This window comes from Kitasatospora sp. NPDC097643, assembly GCF_040302625.1.
Lineage (GTDB): Bacteria > Actinomycetota > Actinomycetes > Streptomycetales > Streptomycetaceae > Kitasatospora.
The window spans coordinates 122278-143107 of the sequence record NZ_JBEOSA010000010.1 but is presented as its reverse complement, the minus strand read 5'-3'; the positions used below and the strand labels follow the sequence as shown (position 1 = coordinate 143107).

Annotated in this window: 20 protein-coding genes and 1 riboswitch; of the genes, 8 read left to right on the top strand and 12 right to left on the bottom strand. The window is 73.5% G+C overall.

The features are described from left to right. Positions 1 to 20 precede the first annotated feature (20 nt). The 9 genes from ABTY15_RS09980 to ABTY15_RS09940 form a co-directional block, all read right to left on the bottom strand. Positions 21 to 1067, bottom strand: coding sequence for a hemolysin family protein (locus ABTY15_RS09980; RefSeq protein WP_350579082.1), 1047 nt, complete (start codon positions 1065 to 1067; stop codon positions 21 to 23). Next, positions 1064 to 2407 carry a hemolysin family protein gene (locus tag ABTY15_RS09975; protein WP_350579079.1) on the bottom strand — a complete coding sequence of 448 codons (1344 nt, stop codon included), beginning with the start codon at positions 2405 to 2407 and terminating at the stop codon, positions 1064 to 1066. The genes ABTY15_RS09980 and ABTY15_RS09975 overlap by 4 nt, the downstream gene beginning before the upstream one ends. A gap of 250 nt (positions 2408 to 2657) precedes the next feature. Continuing rightward, positions 2658 to 3095: a PH domain-containing protein gene (locus tag ABTY15_RS09970; protein WP_350579077.1), complete on the bottom strand. Its 438-nt coding sequence runs from the start codon at positions 3093 to 3095 to the stop codon at positions 2658 to 2660. Between the two features lie 141 nt (positions 3096 to 3236). Continuing rightward, entirely contained in the window at positions 3237 to 4085 is an 849-nt protein-coding gene (gene hisG, locus ABTY15_RS09965; protein WP_350579069.1) for an ATP phosphoribosyltransferase, read from the bottom strand. A gap of 62 nt (positions 4086 to 4147) precedes the next feature. Continuing rightward, complete coding sequence (locus ABTY15_RS09960; protein ID WP_097238956.1) at positions 4148 to 4420, bottom strand: phosphoribosyl-ATP diphosphatase; 273 nt, start codon at positions 4418 to 4420, stop codon at positions 4148 to 4150. Positions 4421 to 4560: 140 nt separating this feature from the next. Continuing rightward, on the bottom strand, positions 4561 to 5031 hold the full coding sequence (gene ribH, locus ABTY15_RS09955; protein ID WP_350579066.1) for a 6,7-dimethyl-8-ribityllumazine synthase: 471 nt from the start codon (positions 5029 to 5031) through the stop codon (positions 4561 to 4563). Between the two features lie 52 nt (positions 5032 to 5083). After that, positions 5084 to 6349 carry a bifunctional 3,4-dihydroxy-2-butanone-4-phosphate synthase/GTP cyclohydrolase II gene (locus tag ABTY15_RS09950; protein WP_350579063.1) on the bottom strand — a complete coding sequence of 422 codons (1266 nt, stop codon included), beginning with the start codon at positions 6347 to 6349 and terminating at the stop codon, positions 5084 to 5086. Then, positions 6346 to 6933: a nicotinamide mononucleotide transporter family protein gene (locus ABTY15_RS09945; protein WP_350579138.1), complete on the bottom strand. Its 588-nt coding sequence runs from the start codon at positions 6931 to 6933 to the stop codon at positions 6346 to 6348. The genes ABTY15_RS09950 and ABTY15_RS09945 overlap by 4 nt, the downstream gene beginning before the upstream one ends. A 56-nt stretch (positions 6934 to 6989) precedes the next feature. Continuing rightward, positions 6990 to 7670: a riboflavin synthase gene (locus tag ABTY15_RS09940; protein ID WP_350579060.1), complete on the bottom strand. Its 681-nt coding sequence runs from the start codon at positions 7668 to 7670 to the stop codon at positions 6990 to 6992. A 217-nt stretch (positions 7671 to 7887) separates the two neighbouring features. After that, a riboswitch (FMN riboswitch) is annotated at positions 7888 to 8015 on the bottom strand. Positions 8016 to 8293: 278 nt separating this feature from the next. Here ABTY15_RS09940 and ABTY15_RS09935 point away from each other — a divergent pair. Then, positions 8294 to 8542: an SCO4226 family nickel-binding protein gene (locus tag ABTY15_RS09935; protein ID WP_350579057.1), complete on the top strand. Its 249-nt coding sequence runs from the start codon at positions 8294 to 8296 to the stop codon at positions 8540 to 8542. 32 nt (positions 8543 to 8574) lie between these two features. Here ABTY15_RS09935 and ABTY15_RS09930 read toward each other — a convergent pair whose 3' ends face one another. After that, the gene (locus tag ABTY15_RS09930; protein WP_350579054.1) at positions 8575 to 8889 is read right to left on the bottom strand and encodes an antibiotic biosynthesis monooxygenase family protein; all 315 of its coding nucleotides are present in this window, start codon (positions 8887 to 8889) and stop codon (positions 8575 to 8577) included. 137 nt (positions 8890 to 9026) lie between these two features. On the opposite strand from ABTY15_RS09930, the gene ABTY15_RS09925 reads away from it, so the two are divergent. The 7 genes from ABTY15_RS09925 to ABTY15_RS09895 all read left to right on the top strand — a co-directional run bounded on the left by ABTY15_RS09925 (position 9027) and on the right by ABTY15_RS09895 (position 18673). Further along, positions 9027 to 9740, top strand: a complete 714-nt coding sequence (locus tag ABTY15_RS09925; RefSeq protein ID WP_350579052.1) for an MSMEG_1061 family FMN-dependent PPOX-type flavoprotein — start codon at positions 9027 to 9029, stop codon at positions 9738 to 9740. A gap of 93 nt (positions 9741 to 9833) precedes the next feature. Then, positions 9834 to 10247: an HIT family protein gene (locus tag ABTY15_RS09920; protein ID WP_350579049.1), complete on the top strand. Its 414-nt coding sequence runs from the start codon at positions 9834 to 9836 to the stop codon at positions 10245 to 10247. Positions 10248 to 10403: 156 nt separating this feature from the next. Then, the gene (locus ABTY15_RS09915) at positions 10404 to 11468 is read left to right on the top strand and encodes a serine hydrolase domain-containing protein (protein WP_350579046.1); all 1065 of its coding nucleotides are present in this window, start codon (positions 10404 to 10406) and stop codon (positions 11466 to 11468) included. 148 nt (positions 11469 to 11616) lie between these two features. Next, a complete protein-coding gene (locus tag ABTY15_RS09910; protein ID WP_350579044.1) occupies positions 11617 to 12804 on the top strand; it encodes a thiolase family protein in 1188 nt (395 codons plus the stop codon). 194 nt (positions 12805 to 12998) lie between these two features. Next, positions 12999 to 14225 (top strand): alpha/beta hydrolase family protein, encoded by a 1227-nt coding sequence (locus ABTY15_RS09905; protein WP_350579041.1) that lies wholly within the window; start codon positions 12999 to 13001, stop codon positions 14223 to 14225. A gap of 204 nt (positions 14226 to 14429) precedes the next feature. Further along, positions 14430 to 18107 carry a SpoIIE family protein phosphatase gene (locus ABTY15_RS09900; RefSeq protein WP_350579038.1) on the top strand — a complete coding sequence of 1226 codons (3678 nt, stop codon included), beginning with the start codon at positions 14430 to 14432 and terminating at the stop codon, positions 18105 to 18107. Between the two features lie 149 nt (positions 18108 to 18256). Next, a complete protein-coding gene (locus tag ABTY15_RS09895) occupies positions 18257 to 18673 on the top strand; it encodes a nuclear transport factor 2 family protein (protein ID WP_350579035.1) in 417 nt (138 codons plus the stop codon). A gap of 186 nt (positions 18674 to 18859) precedes the next feature. Here the strand turns inward: ABTY15_RS09895 and ABTY15_RS09890 are convergent, their stop codons facing one another. Both ABTY15_RS09890 and ABTY15_RS09885 read right to left on the bottom strand, forming a co-directional pair. Then, positions 18860 to 19933 (bottom strand): S-adenosylmethionine:tRNA ribosyltransferase-isomerase, encoded by a 1074-nt coding sequence (locus ABTY15_RS09890; RefSeq protein WP_350579032.1) that lies wholly within the window; start codon positions 19931 to 19933, stop codon positions 18860 to 18862. Beyond that, on the bottom strand, positions 19930 to 20754 hold the full coding sequence (locus ABTY15_RS09885) for an SDR family NAD(P)-dependent oxidoreductase (RefSeq protein WP_350579029.1): 825 nt from the start codon (positions 20752 to 20754) through the stop codon (positions 19930 to 19932). The genes ABTY15_RS09890 and ABTY15_RS09885 overlap by 4 nt, the downstream gene beginning before the upstream one ends. Positions 20755 to 20830: the final 76 nt, after the last annotated feature.

Sequence of the window (20830 nt, the reverse complement as noted above, 5' to 3'; positions counted from 1 at the left end):
GCGGAACCGGGAAACCGTGGTCAGGCCGCCGAGCGGTGGTCCGGGTCGTGCATCTCGCCGACCAGCTCCTCCAGCACGTCCTCCAGCATGACCACGCCGAGCGTGCGCCCGTCCTGGTCCAGGACGGCGGCCAGGTGGCAGGTGGCCCGGCGCATCGCGCCGAGGGCGTCGTCCAGCGGGAGGCTGCCGCGCAGCACCGTGATGGGCCGCCACAGCCGGGCCGGGACGGGCGCCGCGGGGTCGTCCACGTCCAGGACGTCCTTGAGGTGCAGGTAGCCCAGGTAGCCGTGGCCGGCCGGGTCGCCGTCGGTGACCGGGAAGCGCGAGAAGCCGGTGCGCAGGGCGAGCTCCTCGACCTCGGCGGCGGTCACCTTGGTGTCCACGGTGACCAGCTGTTCGGGCTCGAGCAGCACCTCGGTGACCGGGCGGCGGCCCAGTTCGAGGGCGTCCTCCAGGCGCTCCTGGCGGTCCTCGTCGAGCAGGCCGGCGTCCCGGGAGTCGAGCAGCAGGTACATCAGCTGCTCGGTGGTGAAGACCGACTCGACCTCGTCCTTGGGCTCGACCCGGAACAGCCGCAGCACGCCGTTGGCGAAGGCGTTGAGCACCCGGATCACCGGGGCGAGCCAGCGGGCCAGCCGGTCCAGCGGCGGGCCGAGCCAGAGCGCGGCCCGCTCCGGGCCGGCCATGGCCAGGTTCTTCGGCACCATCTCGCCCATCACCATGTGCAGGAAGACCACGAGGGCGAGCGAGATCCCGTACGAGAGCAGGTGCATCAGGCCGGGCGGGACGCCGATCGCGTGGAACAGCGGCTCCAGGAGGCCGGCGATGGTCGGCTCGGCGAGGGCACCCAGGCCCAGCGAGCAGACGGTGATGCCGAGCTGGGCGGCGGCCAGCATCGCGGAGACGTTGGTCAGCGCGTGCAGCACGACCCTGGCGCGCTTGTGCCCGGCCTCGGCGAGCGGCTCGATCTGGCTGCGGCGCACCGAGACGACGGCGAACTCGGCGCCGACGAAGAAGGCGTTGCCCAGCAGGAGCAGGAGGGCGACGGCCAGTTGGAGCACGGTCATCGGGTGTCCTCCCCGTCCTCACCGAAGCGCGCGGGCGCGCTGGTGCGTTCCACCCGGACCTGGCTGGTGCGGCGCCGGTCGACGCCGGTCACGGTGAGGCGCCAGCCCGGCAGTTCGGCCCACTCGCCCACCTCGGGGAGCTTGCCGAGCAGGTCGGCGACCAGGCCGGCCAGCGTCTCGTACGGGCCGTCCGGGGCGTGCAGGCCGATGGCCTCCAGCTGGTCGATCCGGGCCCGGCCGTCGGCCTCCCAGGCGGGCAGGCCGTCCACCGGGGGCAGCGGCAGCAGCTCGGGGCGGTCGGCCGGGTCGTGCTCGTCCTGCACCTCGCCGACGATCTCCTCGACGATGTCCTCGACGGTGACGACGCCGGCGGTGCCGCCGTACTCGTCGACCACGATGGCCATCGGCTGGAGGCGGCGCAGCTGGTCGAGCAGCCGCTCGGCGGGCAGCGTCTCGGGCACCAGCAGCGGGGGCGAGGCGAGTTCGGCCACCCGGGTCCGGCCACGCTGGGCGGCCGGGACGGCGAGGGCGTCCTTGAGCGTGACGATGCCGGTGACCTCGTCCAGGCTGTCGGTGTAGACCGGGAAGCGGGACAGGCCGGTGGCGCGGGTCAGGTTGACCACGTCGGAGGCGGTGGCGTCGCGCTGGAGCGCGGCGACGTCGACGCGCGGGGTCATCACGGACTCGGCGGTCAGCTCGCCCAGGCCCAGCGTGCGTACGAACAGCCGGGCCGACTCCTCGTCTATCGCGCCGGCCTTCGCCGAGTGGCGGGCCAGCGAGACCAGTTCGGCCGGGGTGCGGGCGTGGCCCAGCTCCTCCTGCGGCTCGACGCCGAGGGCACGGACCGTCCGGTCGGCCGCGCCGTTGAGAAAGCGGATCAGCGGCCGGCAGGCGATCGAGAACGCCATGTGCGGGGCGGCGACGGCGCGGGCCGTCTGGAGCGGGCGGGAGATCGCCCAGTTCTTCGGGACCAGCTCGCCGATCACCATCTGCACCACGGTGGCCGCGCCCATGCCGATGATCACAGCGGCGCCGCGGGCGGCATCGTCGGACAGGCCGAGGCCGGTGAACACCGGCTTGAGCAGGGTGGACAGCGCCGGCTCGGCGAGCATGCCGACCACCAGCGAGGTGACGGTGATGCCGAGCTGGGCGCCGGAGAGCTCGAAGGAGAGGTGTCGCACGGCCCGGGCGACCCGGCCGGACTTGACGTCGCCGGCCTCGGCGGAACGTTCCACCGCCCCGCGCTCGACGGTCACGAAGGCGAACTCGGCGGCCACGAACAGGCCGTTGGCGAGGATGAGCAGGAGGGCCGCGAGCAACAGCAGCCAGGCGGTGATCACAGTGCCGCCTGCCTTCCGTGGGCAGGAAGGTGGGCGGCGCAGGTACTACCGGACGGATCGTCCATCGAGGGGGTGTGTCACTCCTCTGGTCGTAACAGACGGTCGTTGCGGATGATCGCGTGGATCGGATCGCGCGGATCAGATCTCGTCGATCAGATCGTTTTCGGGCAGGACGGAGACTTTGCCCTGCTTTTACCAGCGTAGACCATACCCGTGCGACGGCAGCAGGAGTGTTCGGGCCCGCCCGGTCTCAGACCCGGGAGTGCTGCTCGACCAGGTCGCGCAGCGCACGGGCGTCCGCGATCGCCTGGTCCTTGCCGACGCCGGACTGGATGCCGACCGCGGCGAGCGAGGTGCCGTCGGCGAGGTCGAGGGTGGCCCACGGGTCGCCCTGACGGAAGTTGACCCGGACGATCTCGGCCCAGGCGAGCCGGCGGCTGCGGACGAAGTTGACCACCGTCACGCCCTCGGCGTCGGCGCTCACCCGGGGGCGGGCCAGCATCAGACCGACGCCCGCGAACAGCACCCCGCTGAGCAGCATCATGATCCGGTCGTTCAGCTGCCAGTTCGCCGGGAGCGCGAGGGCCATCGCGGCGAACAGCACCACCAACAGCACGCAGACCGGCAGCAGCACGGCGCGGGTGCGGCGCGGCGCCCAGGTGACGGGGAACTCGACGGGCGTGGACACGGGGGGCTCCGGTGGGGGTGGTTCAGGGGTAGACGGACGAAGGGTCGTGCAGGCGAAAGGGCGGGGACGCCGCTCGGCGTCCCCGCCCCATTCAACCGTTGCTTATCCGCGCGGCCGACGGCGAGGTCGGCCGACCTGGGGTCAGAGGCGGCAGGCGTGGATGTTGGTGACCAGGATGGCCCGGGCGCCGATGCTCCACAGGTCGTCCATGATCCGCTGGGCCTCCTTGCGGAGCACCATCGCCCGCACCGCCACCCAGCCCTCGGTGTGCAGCGGGGAGACGGTCGGCGACTCCAGGCCGGGGGTGAGCCCGACGGCCTCGCCGACCTTCTCGGCGCGGATGTCGTAGTCCATCAGCACGTAGCGGCGGGCCACCAGCACGCCCTGGAGGCGACGCAGGAACTGGTCCACCGCCGGGTCCTCGCCCGCGCCCTTGGGGCGGATCACCACGGAGTCGGAGACCAGGATCGGCTCGCCGAACACCTCCAGCCCGGCGTTGCGGAGGCTGGTGCCGGTCTCCACCACGTCGGCGATCACGTCGGCGACGCCCAGCTGCACCGCGGTCTCCACCGCGCCGTCCAGCTTGGTGACGGTCGCCTTCACCCCGTGGTCGGCGAGGTGCTGCTCGACCAGACCGGTGTAGGAGGTGGCGATCCGCAGACCCTCCAGGCCCTTGACGTCCTCGACGTCGACGCCCTCGGGACGGGCGAAGCGGAAGGTCGACCCGGCGAAGCCGAGGGCGAGCACCTCCTCCGCGTTGGAGTGCGAGTCCAGCAGCAGGTCACGGCCGGTGATGCCGACGTCCAGCCGGCCGGAGCCGACGTACACCGCGATGTCGCGCGGGCGGAGGAAGAAGAACTCGACCTGGTTGTCCGGGTCGACGAGGACGAGCTCCTTGGGGTCCTTCCGCTGGCGGTACCCGGCCTCATGGAGCATCTCCGCCGCGGGACCCGAGAGAGAACCCTTGTTGGGGACGGCGATGCGCAGCATGGGAGGTTGGTTCCTTACCTGTCGGGGGGTGTGCGGTTCGAACCGGGATCAGGGGTACGTGATCAGAGGTACTTGTAGACGTCGTCGAGCGTCAGCCCGCGGGCGATCATCATCACCTGAAGGTGGTAGAGGAGCTGCGAGATCTCCTCCGCCGTCTGCTCGTCCGACTGGAACTCGGCGGCCATCCAGACCTCGGCGGCCTCCTCGACGACCTTCTTGCCGATCGCATGGACGCCCTGCTGGACGAGCTGCGCGGTACGGGAGGACGAGGGGTCGCCGGTGGCGGCCTTCTGCTGGAGCTCGGCGAAGAGCTCCTCGAATGTCTTCGAAGCCATGATGGACTCACCATACGGCGTGCGGGCTGACGGGCGGTAAACGGTCCCGGACCGTGGACAGTCCGGTGGACGGCCACGGTCCGGGACCGGGAGTGCGCGGCGGCGCGGCGGCGCGGCGCGGGGATATGGGGCCGGTGGCGTCAGAGCAGGTTCAGCGCCAGCGCGGTGGCGACGGCCGCGGTGACGGCCTCGTGGCCCTTGTCCTCGGCGGAGCCCGGCAGGCCGGCGCGGTCCAGCGCCTGCTCCTCGTTGTCGCAGGTCAGCACGCCGAAGCCGACCGGGACGCCGGTGTCCACGCTGACCTGGGTGAGGCCCGCGGTGGCCGCCTGGCAGACGTAGTCGAAGTGCGGGGTGCCGCCGCGGATCACGACGCCGAGGGCGATCACGGCGTCGAAGCCGCGGTCCGCGAGGCGCTTGGCGGCGACCGGCAGCTCGAAGGTGCCGGGGACCCGCAGCACCGTCGGCTCGGTGATGCCCAGCTCCTTGAGGGCGCGGTGGGCGCCGTCCAGCAGGCCGTTCATCACCTGGTCGTGCCACTGGGCGGCGACGACGGCGACCTTGAGGTCGGCGGCGCCGTCGATGATCAGCTCGGGGGCTCCGTGGCCGCTCATGTGCTTACTTCCTGTTCGTCGTACGGGTGGTGGGCGGTGGAGGGTGACGGGTTCAGGAGCCGAGGCCGGGCAGGTCGTGACCCATCCGGTCGCGCTTGGTGCGCAGGTAGCGCAGGTTGTGCTCGCCGGGCGTGACCTCGACCGGCTCGCGCCCCTTGACCTTGAGACCGTGCTCGGTGAGCGCGGTGAGCTTGTGGGGGTTGTTGGTGAGCAGGGTGAGCGAGCGGACCCCGAGGTCCACCAGCATCTGCGCCGCGATGCTGTAGTCGCGGGCGTCGGCGGGCAGGCCCAGGTCCAGGTTGGCGTCGACGGTGTCGCGCCCCTGCTCCTGCAACTCGTAGGCGCGCAGCTTGTGCGCCAGGCCGATCCCCCGGCCCTCGTGGCCGCGCAGGTAGAGCACCACGCCGCGGCCGGACTCGGCGACCCGGCGCAGCGAGGCCTCCAGCTGGGGGCCGCAGTCGCAGCGCAGCGAGCCGAACACGTCGCCGGTCAGGCACTCCGAGTGGACCCGCACGAGGACGTCCTCGCCCTCGGGCAGCCGCCCGTCCGCGTCGAGACCGCCCGCCACCAGGGCGATGTGCTCGACGCCGTCGAGGGTGCCCTTGTAGCCGACGGCGGTGAACTCGCCGTGGACGGTGGGCAGGGCGGTGACCGCGGCCCGGTCGACGTGCAGTTCGGTGCGGCGGCGGTAGGCGATCAGGTCCTCGATGGAGATGATCGCGAGGCCGTGCTCGCGGGCGAAGGCGACCAGTTCGGGCAGCCGGGCCATGGTGCCGTCGTCGTTGACCACCTCGGCGATCGCGCCGGCCGGCGGCAGACCGGCGAGCCGGGCCAGGTCGACGGCGGCCTCGGTGTGACCGGGGCGGACCAGCACGCCGCCGTCGACGGCGCGCAGCGGGAAGACGTGCCCGGGGCGGGTCAGGTCGCCCGGCTCGGTGCCGGCCGAGGACAGCAGCCGGACGGTGCGGGCGCGGTCGGCGGCGGAGATGCCGGTGTCGACCCCCTCGCGGGCGTCCACCGAGACGGTGTACGCGGTGCCCTTGCGGTCCTCGTTGACCTGGGTCATCGGCGGGAGCTTGAGGCGGTCCAGCTCCTCGCCGGTCATCGGGGCGCAGATCACGCCGGAGCTGTAGCGGATGGTGAAGGCCATCAGCTCGGGGGTGGCGGCGGAGGCGGCGAAGACGATGTCGCCCTCGTTCTCGCGGTCCTCGTCGTCGACCACGATCACGGCGCGGCCGAGGGCGATGTCGGCGATCGCCCGCTCGACCGGGTCGAGCACCAACTCGTCGACCTGGGCGTCATTCTGATGGGTGGTCATGCCAGGGCTCCCTGCGGGACGTTGTCGGTGGGGGTGCGCGACTCACGGGTGCTCAGCCACCAGGAGCGCAGGCCGAGCAGCACCAGCACGAAGTAGATCGAGTAGGTGAGGCCGGAGAAGGAGTAGCCGCTGTTGAAGGCCAGCGGGACGCCGACCACGTCGACGGCGATCCAGGCGAACCAGAACTCCAGCCAGCCACGGGCCTGGGCGACCATCGCGGCCAGCGTGCCGACGAAGATGTAGGCGTCCGACCAGGGGCTCCAGGAGAGGCTGGGGTAGGAGGTGAACAGCCAGGCCAGCGCGACGGTTCCGGCCGCGGTGCCGGCCACCAGGGCGGCCCGCTCGGGCCAGGTGGCGAACCGGACGGCGATCGTGCCGGTGTCGCGACGGCCCCGCTGCCACTGGGTCCAGCCCCAGACGGCGGTGACGACGACGATCAGCTGCTTGCCGATCAGGCCGGGGACGTGGCCCCCGAGGTAGGCGGTGATCAGCACGGCGCCGGAGAGGAGTTGGACCGGCCAGCTCCACACCGAGCGGCGCCAGCCGAGCGCGAGGGCGGACAGGCCGAACAGGTTGCCGATCATGTCGGCCCACTTCACGTGCTCACCGAGGACGGTGAACGCTTCTCCGCTGAGCCAGCTCACTTGGACTCCCCGGCGGTGCTCGGGTCTCCGGCGATGGTCGGGGGCAGGGTGCGGGACTCCAGCAGCCGCTCCACGTACTTGGCGAGCACGTCGACCTCCAGGTTGACGCTCTCTCCGGCGGCCTTGGCGCCGAGCGTGGTCAGCGCGAGGGTGGCGGGGATCAGGCTGACGGAGAAGCTGTCGCGGGCGGCATCGACGACGGTGAGGCTGACGCCGTCGACCGTGATCGAGCCCTTCTCCACCAGGTAGCGGGAGATGGAGCCGGGCAGCGAGAAACGCAGCACCTCCCAGCGGAGGTTGCCGTCCGCGTCGCGCTCGCCGGGCTCGCGGCCCAGCAGCGTGCCGGTCGCGTCGACGTGACCCTGGACGAGGTGGCCGCCCAGCCGGGCGCCGAGCGCCATCGCGCGTTCCAGGTTGACCCGGGAACCCGGCTTCAGCTCGCCGAGGCTGGAGCGGTGCAGCGTCTCGGCCATCACGTCGGCGCTGAACTCACCGGTGCCGGCGGCCAGTTCGTCCGGGGTGTCGACGACGGTCAGGCAGACGCCGTTGACCGCGATGGAGTCGCCGTGGTGCGCGCCCTGACAGACCACCGGGCCGCGCAGGCGGATTCGCGAGGAGTCGCCGATCTCCTCGATCGACACGACCTCGCCGAGCTCTTCGATGATGCCGGTGAACACCCGGGTTCTCCTCGCGCTTGGGGCGCGGACTCCGGGGCGGCAGAGGGAGATGACACGGACGGGCACCGGTGCACGAGCCGACGGCACGACCCGTCGCCGGGGGTGCCGAAGCCGCCGGGAGATCGCTCGCCCGGCCCGGGAGGGAGCCCTCCCGCCGTCCACCTGACCGTGGTCCGGTCCGGTTCGAATGGACCACGGGTACTGCACTACGTCCGCCCGCGCACGCCTCCCATCCGGACTTTAACCGTCGGTCCAGGAATTTCACCTGGTCAACCGGCCGCTGGCTGCGGACGGGTCGCGGACTGTAACCGCCGGTTCGGATTTTCACCGACCCCGGAGTGCGCTGAACGTCACTGCTGTTGACGTCATTCTGCCATGATCGGCGCAAGCCCGGGGAGAGCGTTTCGCTGTGGTCTGTTTCACGCGGGCGCGGGGAATGTTGCGCGCCGTGCGCAGGGCGGTGGTAGGCGGCCGGAACGGAGCCGCCGGTCGGGCCGGTTCGCCCGCCTGGTGGCGGCGACGGGCGGCGCGGGCGAGGCTGGTGGTAGGGCCCGTCCAGTGCAGTACACCGAGCGAAACACGTCCGACGAAGTACGTCCGGCGAAAGTACGGAGGCGAGGGCGATGGCCAAGTTCATGGACGTCCACCACGGGATGACCGGGATCACCGCCGAGCAGCTCAGGCAGGCGCACGCGGCCGACCTGGCGGTCGAGGACCAGGAGGGCGTGCACTTCGAGCAGGCGTGGGCCGACCCCGAGTCGGGCACCGTCTACTGCCTGTCGGAGGCGCCGACCAAGGAGGCCGTGCAGCGGGTGCACACCCGGACCGGGCACCCGGCGGACGAGATCCATCCGGTGCCGCTCGTGGTGTGAGACCTGTCCTGCGGCGGACTGCGGGCTGCGGGTCAGAGCGTCGCGGGCGTGACGATCGGCATGAAGTGGCTGACCACGGGCGGGTGCGCGAGGTAGCGCAGCTCGCCCTCCGACCAGACCGGCCGGATCCGCCACATCGGCCCGGCGTACCCGCGCAGGGCCGCCTCGTCGCGCCAGCGGCTCACCACGAGCACGCGGTGCCCGTCCTCGGTCACCGAGCGCAGCAGTTCACCGCCGAGACAGCCGTCGGTCCGCCCGAGCTGGGGAAGCACCTGTGTCGTCAGCAGCGCGCAGAACTCCTCCAGCCGCCCGGTCATGACCTGGCCGGCCCAGATCCTGACGATCACGACCACCACCTCCCAGCGGGAGCCATCGACCCATGGCCCCATTATCAGCGGAAAGCCGCTGGTGGGGAGGGGTACGGGAGGGTAACCACGGCCGGGGGCCCGGCGGCGTCCGCAGCGCCCTCCGCTAGATTGCCGCCATGACCACCACACCGGAAGCTGCCATACCGTCAACCACTGGCCCTGAAGGGGTGGGCGACGGCCCCGAGCCGCGCGGGCTGTTCGAGGCGCTGCGGGCGGGTGCCCTCACCGACCCGGACCAGCTGCGCGAGATCTACGAGCAGCCCGGCGACCACGCGCGCCGCAAGCAGGTGGACCGCATCCACGACGTCGCGCGGCAGCTGATCGCCTGCTCGTCCCTGGTGTTCGTGGCCAGCACCGACGCCGCCGGGCGCTGCGACGTCTCCCCGCGCGGCGGGCCGGCCGGGCTGGTCTCGGTGCTCGACGAGTTCACCCTGGCCATCCCGGACGCCACCGGCAACAAGCGGCTGGACACCCTGCACAACGTCCTGGAGACCGGCCAGGTCGGGCTGATCTTCGTGGTCCCGGGCCGGGACACCACGCTGCGGGTCAACGGGCGCGCCTGCGTCTCCACCGACCCCGAACTGCTCCGGCAGCTGACCGCCGTCGGCAAGCCCCCGCGCAGTGCGATCGTGGTCGCCGTCGAGGAGGTCTACGCGCACTGCCCGAAGGCCCTCCTGCGCGGCTTCGCCTGGAAGCCGGAGAAGTGGCTCGGCAAGGACGAGCAGCCGAGCTCGGCCTCGGTCACCCTGTCGCACCTGCGGGACGAGACGCTCACCATCGAGATGATCGAGCAGACCGAGCGCGAGGCGCTGCTCTACCGGTACGAGTAAGCCGCGGGGCGGTCGGCCGAGCCGGGCCGGGCGGGGCCGGGTGCGCGCGCCCGCGGAGGTGCCGGGGTGGCCGCCGGGGGCTTGAATGGGCGGGTGGACTGCGTGTTCTGTGCGGTGGTGGCGGGTGCGGAGCCCGCGCACCGGGTGCTGGACGACGAGGCCGCGGTCGCCTTCCTGGACCGCCGGCCGCTGTTCCCCGGCCACGTGCTGGTGGTGCCACGCGCCCACCACCGGACGCTGGCGGACCTGCCGGCGGCCGAGGTGGGCCCGTTCTTCCTGTGCGTGCAGCGGGTGGCGGCCGCGGTGGAGCGCGGGCTCGGCGCGGCGGGCAGCTTCGTGGCGGCGAACAACCGGATCAGCCAGTCGGTGCCGCACCTGCACGTCCACGTGGTGCCGCGCAATCCGAAGGACGGGCTGCGCGGCTTCTTCTGGCCCCGCGGGAAGTACCCGGACGAGGCGGGTGCGGCGGAGGTCGCGGCCCGGCTGCGGGCGGCGCTCGCGGGCTGAGCCTGCCTTCGGCGCGGCCGGTCCGTTGCTGCTCGGTGGATGGCCCTACCTTGCGGAGAGCAGTGGGGGCGTACTCCTGGGGAAGCAGCGGGAGGCGGCCGAAATCATCGTCCGGGCGGACGATTTGGCAGGTCGGGGCGGCCTAGGCTCACGGCCATGAACGAACTCGCCCGCCTTGTTCAACGGACCGCCGAACGGCTCGCGGGCCAGCACGTCGGCGTGGTGGTCGCCGGGCTGGCCGGCGGTGCCGTGGAGATCCACGGCACCGGTCGCACCGGCCCCGGCGGCGGGGTGCCCGGGCCGCACACGGTGTTCGAAATCGGCTCCGTCACCAAGGTGTTCACCTCGCTCGTCCTCGCCCGGCTGACGCTCGACGGCTCCACCCGGCTGGACGAACCGCTCGCCGAGGTGCTCGCCGACGCGCGGCCCGGTGGCGCCGTCGTCCCGGCCCGGGGCGGGCGAGCGATCACCCTCCAGCACCTCGCCACCCACACCTCGGGGCTTCCCCGGCTGCCCCGGGGCGTCCTGGTGCCGGCGCTCCTCGGCCCCAACAGGGCTGATCCGTACGCCCGTTGCACCGCCGAGTACGTGCTCGGCGGGCTCGCGCGGACGCGACTGCGGGCGGTGCCCGGGCGCAGCTTCCGCTACTCCAACCTCGGCGCCGGGCTGCTCGGCCTCGCCCTCGCCCACCGGGCCGGCACCGGGTACCAGGAGCTGGTGGGGCGTGAGATCTGCGAGCCGCTGGGGCTGGTGGACACCGGGGTGCGGTCGGACGCGGAACAGTCCGCGCGGCTGGCCCACGGGCACACCCCCGGCGGCCGGCCGGTGCCGTACTGGGAGTTGGCCGACCTCTCCGGGATGGGCGGGCTCCGGTCGACCGCCGCCGACCTGGCGATATTCCTGCGGGCCCAGCTGGCCGCCGAGCGCGAGCCCGGCGCGCCGCTGACGCCCGCGATCACGCTCACCCGGGAGACCCGGCACCGGGTGAACCCGTTCGCCTGGATGCACCTGGGCTGGCTCGGCCGCCGCCTGAGCCCCCAGCAGGGCGGCCACCTCCAGATCTGGCACAACGGCGGCACGGGCGGGTTCCGGTCCTTCGTGGCCTTCGACCCGGAGAAGCAGGTGGGGGTGGTGGCCCTGGTCAACACCCGCCGCTCGGCCGATTCGGCCGGTACGGCCCTGCTGCGCACGTTGCAGAACGAGTTCGCGACGACGACCTGAGACGCAGGCCCGAGACGACGGCCTGAGAGGAGGCTGCGACCAGTAGGCCGCAGAGAGGGTTGGACTTCCAAACCTACTCGCCCTAGAGTGATGCCACTCCCGAGTGAGTTTGCTTTTCCAACCACCCTCACAGGAAAGGCGGCCCGCCATGCGCGACGCCGTGATCGTCGAAGCCGTCCGCACGCCCGTCGGGAAGGGCAAGCCGGGAGGGGCGCTCTCCGGCGTCCACCCCGTCGAGCTGCTCGCCCACACCCTGCGGTCGTTGATCGGGCGCAGCGGCATCGACCCGGCCCTGGTCGACGACGTGATCGGCGGCTGCGTCGACCAGGTCGCCGAGCAGGCGATGAACACCACCCGCTACGCCTGGCTCGCCGCCGGACTGCCGGACTCCGTCCCGGCCACCACCGTCGACCGGCAGTGCGGCTCCTCCCAGCAGGCCGTCCACTTCGCCGCGCAGGGCGTCATCGCGGGCGCCTACGACGTGGTGGTGGCGTGCGGGATCGAGTCGATGAGCCGGGTGCCGATGTGGTCCAACGTGCCGCCGGGGGCCGATCCCTTCGGCGCCTCGGTGGCCGCCCGCTACCCGGGCGGCCTGGTGCCGCAGGGCGTCAGCGCCGAGCTGATCGCCGCGAAGTGGTCGATCACACGCGAGGCGATGGACGAGTTCGCCGCCGGTTCGCACGCCAAGGCCGCACGCGCCCACGCGGACGGCCTGTTCGGGGCCGAGCTGGTCCCCGTGCCGACGCCGGACGGCGGGCTGGTGACGACGGACGAGTCGGTGCGCCCGGCCACCACGCCCGAGGTGCTCGCGGGTCTGCGGCCGTCCTTCGAGGACCCGGCCTTCGCCGAGCGCTTCCCGCAGATCTCGTGGTCGGTGACGGCCGGCAACAGCAGCCCGATCAACGACGGCGCCTCCGCCGTCCTGATCACCAGCAGCGAGACGGCCGCCCGGCTCGGCCTGCGCCCGCTCGCCCGGCTGCACTCCTTCGCGGTCACCGGCTCGGACCCGCTGCTGATGCTCACCGGCGTGCTCCCCGCCACCGAGAAGGTGCTCCGGCGCTCCGGGCTCTCGCTCGCGGACATCGACCTGTTCGAGGTGAACGAGGCCTTCGCCAGCGTCGTCCTCGCCTGGCTCCAGGAGACCGGCGCCGACCCGGCGAAGCTCAACGTCCACGGCGGCGCGATCGCCCTCGGCCACCCGCTCGGCGCCAGCGGCACCCGGCTGATGACCACCCTGGTGCACGCGATGCGCCGGCGCGGCGCCCGGTACGCATTGCAGACGATGTGCGAGGCCGGGGGCCTGGCCAACGCGACCGTCCTGGAGGCGCTGGACTGAGCCCCCCCGACCGGGCGCCCGCACCGGGAACTCCCGTCGGGCGCCCCGTCGGGCCCGCGTACGACGCCCCGGACGCCCGCACCCCTAGGGGTCACCACGGCGGCATCCCGGAGGTCTCGCCGCACCTCCTGGGGTACCGCCCCTACATCGCTGAGGCGACGTCAACTCCCTTGCAGCGCACTACTGTCGTCGACATGACGCGAACCCGACGCACCGCCGCAGCCGCAGCCCTGCTGCTCGCCCTGCCCCTGTCCGTCCTCGCCGCCGGTCCCGCCCTCGCCGCACCGGGGCCCGGTTCCTCGACCACCGCACCGACCGCACTGAGCGCACCGGCCACACCGGCCGCACCGGCCACCGGCACCGTCGCACCGGGCTTCCACGCCGAACTCCCCCGCCCCACCGGGCCGTACGCGGTCGGCCGGGAGGTCCTGCACCTGGTCGACCAGGACCGCCCGGACCCGTGGGTCCCCTCGGCCGGTCCGCGCCAGCTGATGGTGTCGATGTACTACCCGGCCAAGCCCGGAACGGGCGACCCGGCGCCGTACATGACCACCGAGGAAGCCCGGAGGATGCTGGCGCTCAAGGTGCCGGGCACCACCATCCCGCCGGAGGCGCTGGCCGGTACCGGCACCTGGGCGCGCTCCGGGGCCCGCCCCGAGCACGGGCGGTACCCGCTGGTGGTGCTGTCGCCGGGCTTCACCATGCCGCGCACCGAACTCACCAGCCTCGCCGAGGACCTGGCCAGCCGCGGCTACGTCGTCGCGTCGGTCGACCACACCTACGAGAACAGCGGGACCACCTTCCCGGACGGGCACACCACGCCCTGCGTACTCTGTGGCCACCTCCACCCGGGCGACGCCGCGAAGGTGTCGGAGAGCCGGGCGAAGGACGTGTCCTTCGTCATCGACCAGCTGACCGCGCACCCCCACCCGGCCTGGCGCTACGCCCGCATGATCGACGGCGAGCGGATCGGCATGGCCGGGCACTCGCTCGGCGGCGCGGCGGCCGTCCCCGCCATGCAGACCGACGACCGGATCCTGGCCGGGGTGAACCTGGACGGCACGATGGAGCACACCGTCCCGGCCGAGGGCCTCGACGGGCGGCCCTTCCTGCTCATCAGCCACGCGCAGGAGGGCCCCGGCGAGGACCCCACCTGGACCGAGAGCTGGGCCCACCTCGACGGCTGGAAGCGCTGGCTCACCGTCGCCGGTTCCAATCACGGCACCTTCACCGACCTCCCGGTGCTCGCCGCCGCGGCCGGCCTCCCCGAGCCGCCCGGGACGACGATCACCCCGCAGCGCTCGGTGGCCCTCACCCGGTCCTACGTCGCGGCCTTCTTCGACCTGCACCTGAAGGGCGTCGCGCAGCCCGTCCTCGACGGCCCGACCCCGGCCGACCCGGAGGTGACCTTCCACCCCTGACCGGTCCCCGCCTGACCGGGCCCGTCTGACCTGGCCCCGCCCGGCTGGACCCCGCCCGGGCGGAACGCTGTCGCCCCGCCCGCACCCGCCGAGCCGTCGTCCGTACGGTGAGCGGTCGGGCGGGGCCGCGTGGGAAGATGGCAGGGCTGGCGGAAACGATCTCCGGACGGTTCTCTGGACGGTCCTCTGGCCATGGTGGACGACATGGTGAACGAGCAGCGCGAGGCGGAGCCGCGGCAGGACGCCCTGCTGATGGTGCCGATCGCCACGGCGCTGATCGAGGCCGACGGGCGCATCCTGCACTGGAGCGACGACGCGGAGGCACTCCTCGGTTACACCGCGCAGCAGGCGATCGGCGAGAAGGCCGCCCAGCTGCTGGCCTCCGACGAGCAGCGGCCCGAGGTGCTGGAGCTGTTCCAGCAGATCCTGGAGGGCCGCGCCTGGTCGGGCGTCTTCCCGGTCCGCCACCGGGACGGGCACCCGGTGAACCTGGAGTTCCGCACCCACCCGATCACCGGGCCGGGCGGCAGCCCGCTGGTGCTTGCGGTCGCCTCGGACGTGACCACGCTGCGCCGGATCCAGGCCGATCTGGCGGTGCTCGACGGCTTCTTCACCCAGTCCCCGGTGGGAATGGCCGTCTACGACACGGAGCTGCGGTTCGTCCGGCTCAACGAGGCGCTGGCCCGGGTGAACGGCCTGGCCGCCGGGGAACACCTGGGCCGCCGGCTCACCGAGGTGCTGCCCGGGATCAACGGGGCGGAGGCCGAGGCGGTAATGCGGCAGGTGCTGCTCACCGGCACGCCGGTGGTGGACACCCGCTCGCAGGGCCGCACCCCGAACGACCCGCTGCACGACCACGCCTGGTCCGCCTCCTACTTCCGGCTGGAGGAGCCGGGCGGGCAGGTGCTCGGGGTCAGCTCGACGGTCATCGACATCACCGAGCGGTTCCGCGCCGACGCCCGGGCGGCCCGCGCCCAGGAGCGGCTGGCCCTGCTGGTCGACGCGACGGCCTCCATCGGCACCACGCTCGACCTGCGGCAGACCGCCCGGGAGCTGGCCGACGCGATGGTGCCCAGAGTCGCCGACATCAGCGGGGTGTTCGCGCTGGAGGCGCTCGTCGCCGGGCGCAACGTCGAGCCGCCCGCCCAGGACGCGTCGCAGTTCGTCCGCCGGCTGGCCCTGGCCACCACCGACCCGCTGTACCCGGCGGAGGCGCTGCCGGTGGACGCGGTGTACGAGCTGCCGGCCGACTCGCCGTACGCGCGGGCCCTGGCCACCGGGCAGACGGTGGTGGTGCCGTCCTGGGAGCTGCCGCTGCTGAGCGAGGACGGCATCAGCGAGAGCCGCCGCCAGGCCTACCTCGGCGACCGGCCGCGCTCGGTGCGGATCACCCCGCTGGTGGCCCGCGGCACCACCCTCGGCATGATCGTGTACTCGCGGCGCGGCGAGCGCGAGTCCTTCGCGGAGGCCGACATCACGCTCGGCGACGAGCTGGCTTCACGGGCCGCCGTCGCGATCGACAACGCCCGGCTGTACCTGCGCCAGCACCAGACCGTGCTGGCCCGGCAGCAGGCGCTGCGCGAGGCGAAGGCCGCGCAGGAGCGGCTGGCGCTGGTCAACGTGGCCTCCACCCGGATCGGCACCACGCTCGATCTCGCCCAGACCGCCCAGGAGTTGGCCGAGGTGGCGACGCCCCGGCTGGCCGACACCGTGGTGGTCGAGGTGCTGGAGGACCTGGTCCGCGGCGAGCGCGAGGCCCGCGCCCCGGCGGACGGCTCGGCGCTGCTGCGGCGGATGGCCTTCCACTCGGTGCACGGCTCCACCATGGCGCCGATCGCCCGGCTCGGCGGGGTGCACCGGTTCCAGCCGGGCTCGCCGTACGCGTGGAGCCTGGCCCACCGCAAGCCGGTGCTGGTGCCGCGGATGGACGAGGAGGGGCTCGCCTGGTTCGCCGACGACCCGGTGCGCACGGCGGCGGTGCGGGAGCAGAACGTGCGCTCCTTCATGGTGGTGCCGCTGATCGCGCGCGGCACCCCGGTCGGCGTCGCGGGCTTCTACCGCACGCTCGTCGAGCGCCCGTACGAGGACGACGACCTGGCGCTGGCCGGGGAGTTGGCGGTGCGGGCCGCCGTGTCGATCGACAACGCGCTGCTGTTCACCCGGGAACGCGACGCGGCCGCCGCCCGGCAGCGGGCGCTGGACGAGGCCTGGGCCGCCCAGCAGCGGCTGTCCCTGCTCAACGAGGCCAGCACCCGGATCGGCACCACGCTCGATCTGCACCGCACCGCCCAGGAGTTGGTGGAGGTGGTGATCCCCCGCTTCGCCGACTTCGTCACCGTCGACCTGCGCGAGGCGGTGCTCGGCGGCGAGGAGCCCGAGCCCGTCCCGGACAACGGCTCGGTGCTGATGCGGGCGGTGGCGGTCGGCGAGGCGGCGCCGGACGGCACCATGACGGCCGCCGCCGACCAGGTCGGCGAGACCTCGCAGTCCGCCCAGGTGTACGCGGAGAGCCTGCGCTCCCGGAGCTCGATCCTGATCGCACAGGTGACCGAGGAGAAGCTGCGCCGGATCGTCGCCGCCCCCGACCGGGTGCAACCGGGCCTGGACGCCGGGGTCCACTCGTACCTGATGGTGCCGCTGGTGGCGCGCGGACTCGTGCTGGGCGGCGCGGAGTTCATCCGGATGCACAACCCGGTGCCGTACGGGCCGGCCGACCGCGCGCTGGCCGAGGAACTGGTCGCCCGCACCGCGCTGGCCATCGACAACGCCCGGCTCTACCGCCGGGAGCGGGACACCGCGCTCACCCTGCAACGCAGCCTGCTGCCGCAGGAGATCCACCGCACCCTCGGCCTGGAGATCGCCTACCGCTACCAGCCGAGCAGTGTCGTCAGCGAGGTCGGCGGCGACTGGTTCGACGTGGTGCCGCTGACCTCCGGGCGGGTCGCGCTGATCGTCGGCGACGTGATGGGCCACGGCATCCGGGCCGCCGCCACCATGGGCCAACTACGCACCGTCGCCCGCACCTTGGTGACCCTCGACCTGGACCCCTCGCGGGTGCTGCACCGGCTGGACGAGGCCACCACGGCGATCGGCGAGGGCCAGTTCGCGACCTGCGTCTGCGTGGTGTACGACCCGGTGGACCGCCGCTGCACCGCCGCCTGTGCCGGCCACCTGCCGCCCGTCGTCGCCGACCCGGACGGCCGGGCCCACCTGGTCGAACTGCCACCCGGCGCACCGCTCGGCGTGGGCGGAGTCCCGTTCGAGAGCGTGGAGTTCACCCTGCCCGAGGCGGCCATCCTGGCGCTCTACACCGACGGCCTGGTAGAGCGCCGTGGCCGGGACCTCGACGAGGGGCTGCGGCTGCTCTGCCGGACGGTCGCCGACCGGCGCCGCTCGCTGGAGCAGACCTGCGACGCGGTGCTGGCCGAACTCACCGGCCGCACCAGCGAGGACGACATCGCCGTCATCCTGGCGCAGGTCCGGCCGGTCGGGGCGGACCGGATCGCCACCCTGCCGCTCACCGGCGACCGCGCCATGGTCGCGCACTCGCGCCGGTTCACCCGCGAGACGCTGGCCGCCTGGGGGCTCGGCGCCCTCGCCGACTGGGCCGAGCTGCTCACCAGCGAACTGATCACCAACGCCCTGGTGCACGCCGGATCCCCCACCCAGCTGCGACTGTTCTGCAACCGCGCGCTCACCGTCGAGGTCGCCGACCAGGAGGGCGAGGCGCCGCGGATCCGCCGGGCCCGCGCCGAGGACGAGGGCGGGCGCGGGATGCACCTGGTCAACGAACTCGCGCACCGCTGGGGCAGCCGGCGCACCCGGGACGGCAAGGTGGTCTGGTTCGAGCTGGAGCTGCCGCCCGGCACCACGGCGGCGTAGCGCCCGGGCTGGAACGGGGGGCGCCGACTGGGACGACAACGGTTGGTTGTCGTGGACCGGTTGCGGTTGTTGGCCGGGCCGGGCGGCGCGGCGGTTACCTGGTGCCACGGCGGGAGAGCCCCGGCCGGCCGAAGAGCCCAGGAGTCACCATGCAGCACCCCGACGCCCGCACCGTCGTCACCGACTACGTCAACCTCATCGCCGCGGGCGAACTCGACGCCGCCGTCGCCCTGTTCGCCGAGGACGCCACCTGGGCCTACCCCGGCGACCTCGCGCTGTCCCGCACCTGGCGCGGCAAGCAGGAGATCTTCGGCGACTTCCTCGGCCAGATCGGGACCCTGTTCGCCGCCGACGGCCTGCCCTCGATCACCCTCACCGGTGTCCTCGCCGACGGCCCCCGGGTCGTCGCCGAGTGGACCACCGTCGGTACGGCCGCCAACGGCGCCGGGTACCGGAACCACTGCCTGGGCGTCTTCACCGTCGAGAACGGGCTGATCACCTCCGTCCGCGAGTACCTCGACACCCACCACGTGGCGCAGACCCTGCTCGCCCCGGCTGCCGGCTGAGCCCGGGGGCCACCTCGTCCCGGCTCGGTTCGGCTCGGGCCGGTTTCGGTTCGGCTCGGGTCGGTTCGGCTCGGGTCGGTTCGGCTCGGGTCGGTTCGGCTCGGGTCGGGTCGGGTCGGCTCGGCTCGGGTCGGGCCGGTTTCGGTTCGGCTCGGCTCGGGTCGGGTCGGTTCGGCTCGGGTCGGTTCAGTCCGGCAGGAGCAGGTTCACGTCGCCGAACTCGTGCCAGAGGTAGCGGTGCTGGACGGCCTCGCGGTAGCACGCGGCGAGCAGCGGCCGACCGGCGACGGCGGCGAGCATCAGCAGGTGGGAGGCGCGGGGTTCGTGCCAGCCGGTGAGCAGGCCGTCCACCACGCGCACCCCGCGCTCGGGGGTGATCACCAACTCCGTCCAGCCGTCGGCCTCGTGGACCGTGCCGTCCGCGGCGGCGGCCGACTCCAGGGCACGGACCACGGTGGTGCCGACGGCGATCACCCGGCCGCCGTCCGCCCGGACATGCCCGACCAGCCGGGCGGTGGCCGCCGGGACGTGGAACCGCTCGGCGTACGGGGCCTCGTGAGCCTCCGGGGAGGCCACCCCGGTGTGCAGGGTGACCGGCGCGACCAGCACCCCGCGACCGGCCGACCGGGCCACCACCTCCGCCGTGAACGGCCGTGCGGCGCTCGGCATTTCACTGCTGCCGGGGACGGTGGCGAAGACCGTCTGGTAGGCCTCGATCGGCTGGTCGCGGTCCGTGTAGCCGTACCGGATCGCCTTGCCGTGCCGGCCCAGGTACGCCAACAGGGGCTCGGGCAGGTCGAGTTCGGCGTACCAGAGGCGGGCCGTGAACGCCTCGGTCAGCTCCGCGGAACCACCCGCCGGCAGGGCGATCCGCAGCCCCGGGCGGGCCGGGGACTGCGCCGGCGGGTAGTAGCCGGCCGCCTCCCCCGGCACCACGCGGCGCAGCTCCACCAGGTAGCCGCCGTGCCGGTCGGGCTGTGCGGAGGAGAGGTGGAGCGCGACCGGCGTGCCGTCGGGCAGCCGTCCGGACAGTGCGGCCGGGAGGGTGGCCGAGTTGTTGACCACCAGGAGGTCGCCGGGGCGCAGCACCTCGGGCAGGTCGGTGAAGCGGTGGTGCTCGACGCTCCCCCGGTCGCGCCGCCCGACCAGCATCCGGACGCCGTCCCGCGCACCGCCGCGCGTCTCCACCGGTGCGCGGGCGGAGAGTTCGGGCGGGACGGTGAAGTCGGGCAGCGGCTGGGCGTCGGTCAGCGCGGTCATCGATCACCCCGGGTCGCGGTGGCCGGCTCGGTCTCCGGGCGCTCGGCGGCCAGGTCCTCGGCGGCCAGGTCCTCGGGGGCCAGGTCCTCGACGGCCAGGTCCTCGGCGCGGTAGCGGCCGGGGGGGGTGCGGTCGCGGAGCAGGCCGAGCAGGACGGCGGCGACCTCCTCGGGCAGCGACTCGCCGGAGATGTCCTCGCCGGGGCTGGCCTGCTGGAGCATCCGGGTGTTCATGCTGCCCGGGTCGACCGCCCAGACCCGCAACTCCGGTTCCTCACGGGCGAGTACGGCGGTGGCGAGGTCGAGCGCCGCCTTGCTGGCGCCGTAGCCGCCCCAGCCGAGGTAGGGCACCACGGCCGCGTCGGAGCTGATGTTGAGGACGGCGCCGGCGCGGGCGGTGCGCAGCTGCGGCAGCAGGAGCTGGGTGAGGGCGATCGGGGCGAGGGCGTTGACCTCGAAGGTCTCCAGCAGGTCCGGCAGCGGGAAGTCGGCCAGCCGGGGCAGCGGTTGGGCGTCGGCGGTGGTGGCGCCGTTGAGCGTGCCGGCGTTGTTGATCAGGAGGCTCGCGCCGCCGAGCCCGGCGGCGGCCTCGGCCAGGCGGGCGCGGTGCTCGTCGTCCACGATCGAGCCCGGCAGGGCGACGACCTTGGTGACGGTGGACAGGTCCGCCTCGGCGGCGGCGAGTTCGGCCGCGCCGCGCGCGGTGATCACCAGCTGCCAGCCCTCGGCGGCGAGGGCCTTGGCGAGCGCGAGGCCGAGGCCGCGCGAGGCACCGGTGATCAGGGCGACGGGGGCGGCGGCGGGGTGCTGAGCTGCGTTCATGGCCCCACCCTCGCGCGCCGCGGGGCCGGGCGGATCGGCCGCCGGAACCGGGACCCGGTCCTCCGTTCGTCCTAGA

Bases quoted from the DNA above. Each gene is read 5' to 3' on its own strand.
- ribH (WP_350579066.1), bottom strand. From the start codon at position 5,031: ATGAGCGGCCACGGAGCCCCCGAGCTGATCATCGACGGCGCCGCCGAC.
- ABTY15_RS09980 (WP_350579082.1), bottom strand. From the start codon at position 1,067: ATGACCGTGCTCCAACTGGCCGTCGCCCTCCTGCTCCTGCTGGGCAAC.
- ABTY15_RS09960 (WP_097238956.1), bottom strand. From the start codon at position 4,420: ATGGCTTCGAAGACATTCGAGGAGCTCTTCGCCGAGCTCCAGCAGAAG.
- hisG (WP_350579069.1), bottom strand. From the start codon at position 4,085: ATGCTGCGCATCGCCGTCCCCAACAAGGGTTCTCTCTCGGGTCCCGCG.
- ABTY15_RS09900 (WP_350579038.1), top strand. From the start codon at position 14,430: ATGGTGAACGAGCAGCGCGAGGCGGAGCCGCGGCAGGACGCCCTGCTG.
- ABTY15_RS09945 (WP_350579138.1), bottom strand. From the start codon at position 6,933: ATGATCGGCAACCTGTTCGGCCTGTCCGCCCTCGCGCTCGGCTGGCGC.
- ABTY15_RS09910 (WP_350579044.1), top strand. From the start codon at position 11,617: ATGCGCGACGCCGTGATCGTCGAAGCCGTCCGCACGCCCGTCGGGAAG.
- ABTY15_RS09935 (WP_350579057.1), top strand. From the start codon at position 8,294: ATGGCCAAGTTCATGGACGTCCACCACGGGATGACCGGGATCACCGCC.
- ABTY15_RS09915 (WP_350579046.1), top strand. From the start codon at position 10,404: ATGAACGAACTCGCCCGCCTTGTTCAACGGACCGCCGAACGGCTCGCG.
- ABTY15_RS09890 (WP_350579032.1), bottom strand. From the start codon at position 19,933: ATGACCGCGCTGACCGACGCCCAGCCGCTGCCCGACTTCACCGTCCCG.
- ABTY15_RS09950 (WP_350579063.1), bottom strand. From the start codon at position 6,349: ATGACCACCCATCAGAATGACGCCCAGGTCGACGAGTTGGTGCTCGAC.
- ABTY15_RS09885 (WP_350579029.1), bottom strand. From the start codon at position 20,754: ATGAACGCAGCTCAGCACCCCGCCGCCGCCCCCGTCGCCCTGATCACC.
- ABTY15_RS09925 (WP_350579052.1), top strand. From the start codon at position 9,027: ATGACCACCACACCGGAAGCTGCCATACCGTCAACCACTGGCCCTGAA.
- ABTY15_RS09905 (WP_350579041.1), top strand. From the start codon at position 12,999: ATGACGCGAACCCGACGCACCGCCGCAGCCGCAGCCCTGCTGCTCGCC.
- ABTY15_RS09895 (WP_350579035.1), top strand. From the start codon at position 18,257: ATGCAGCACCCCGACGCCCGCACCGTCGTCACCGACTACGTCAACCTC.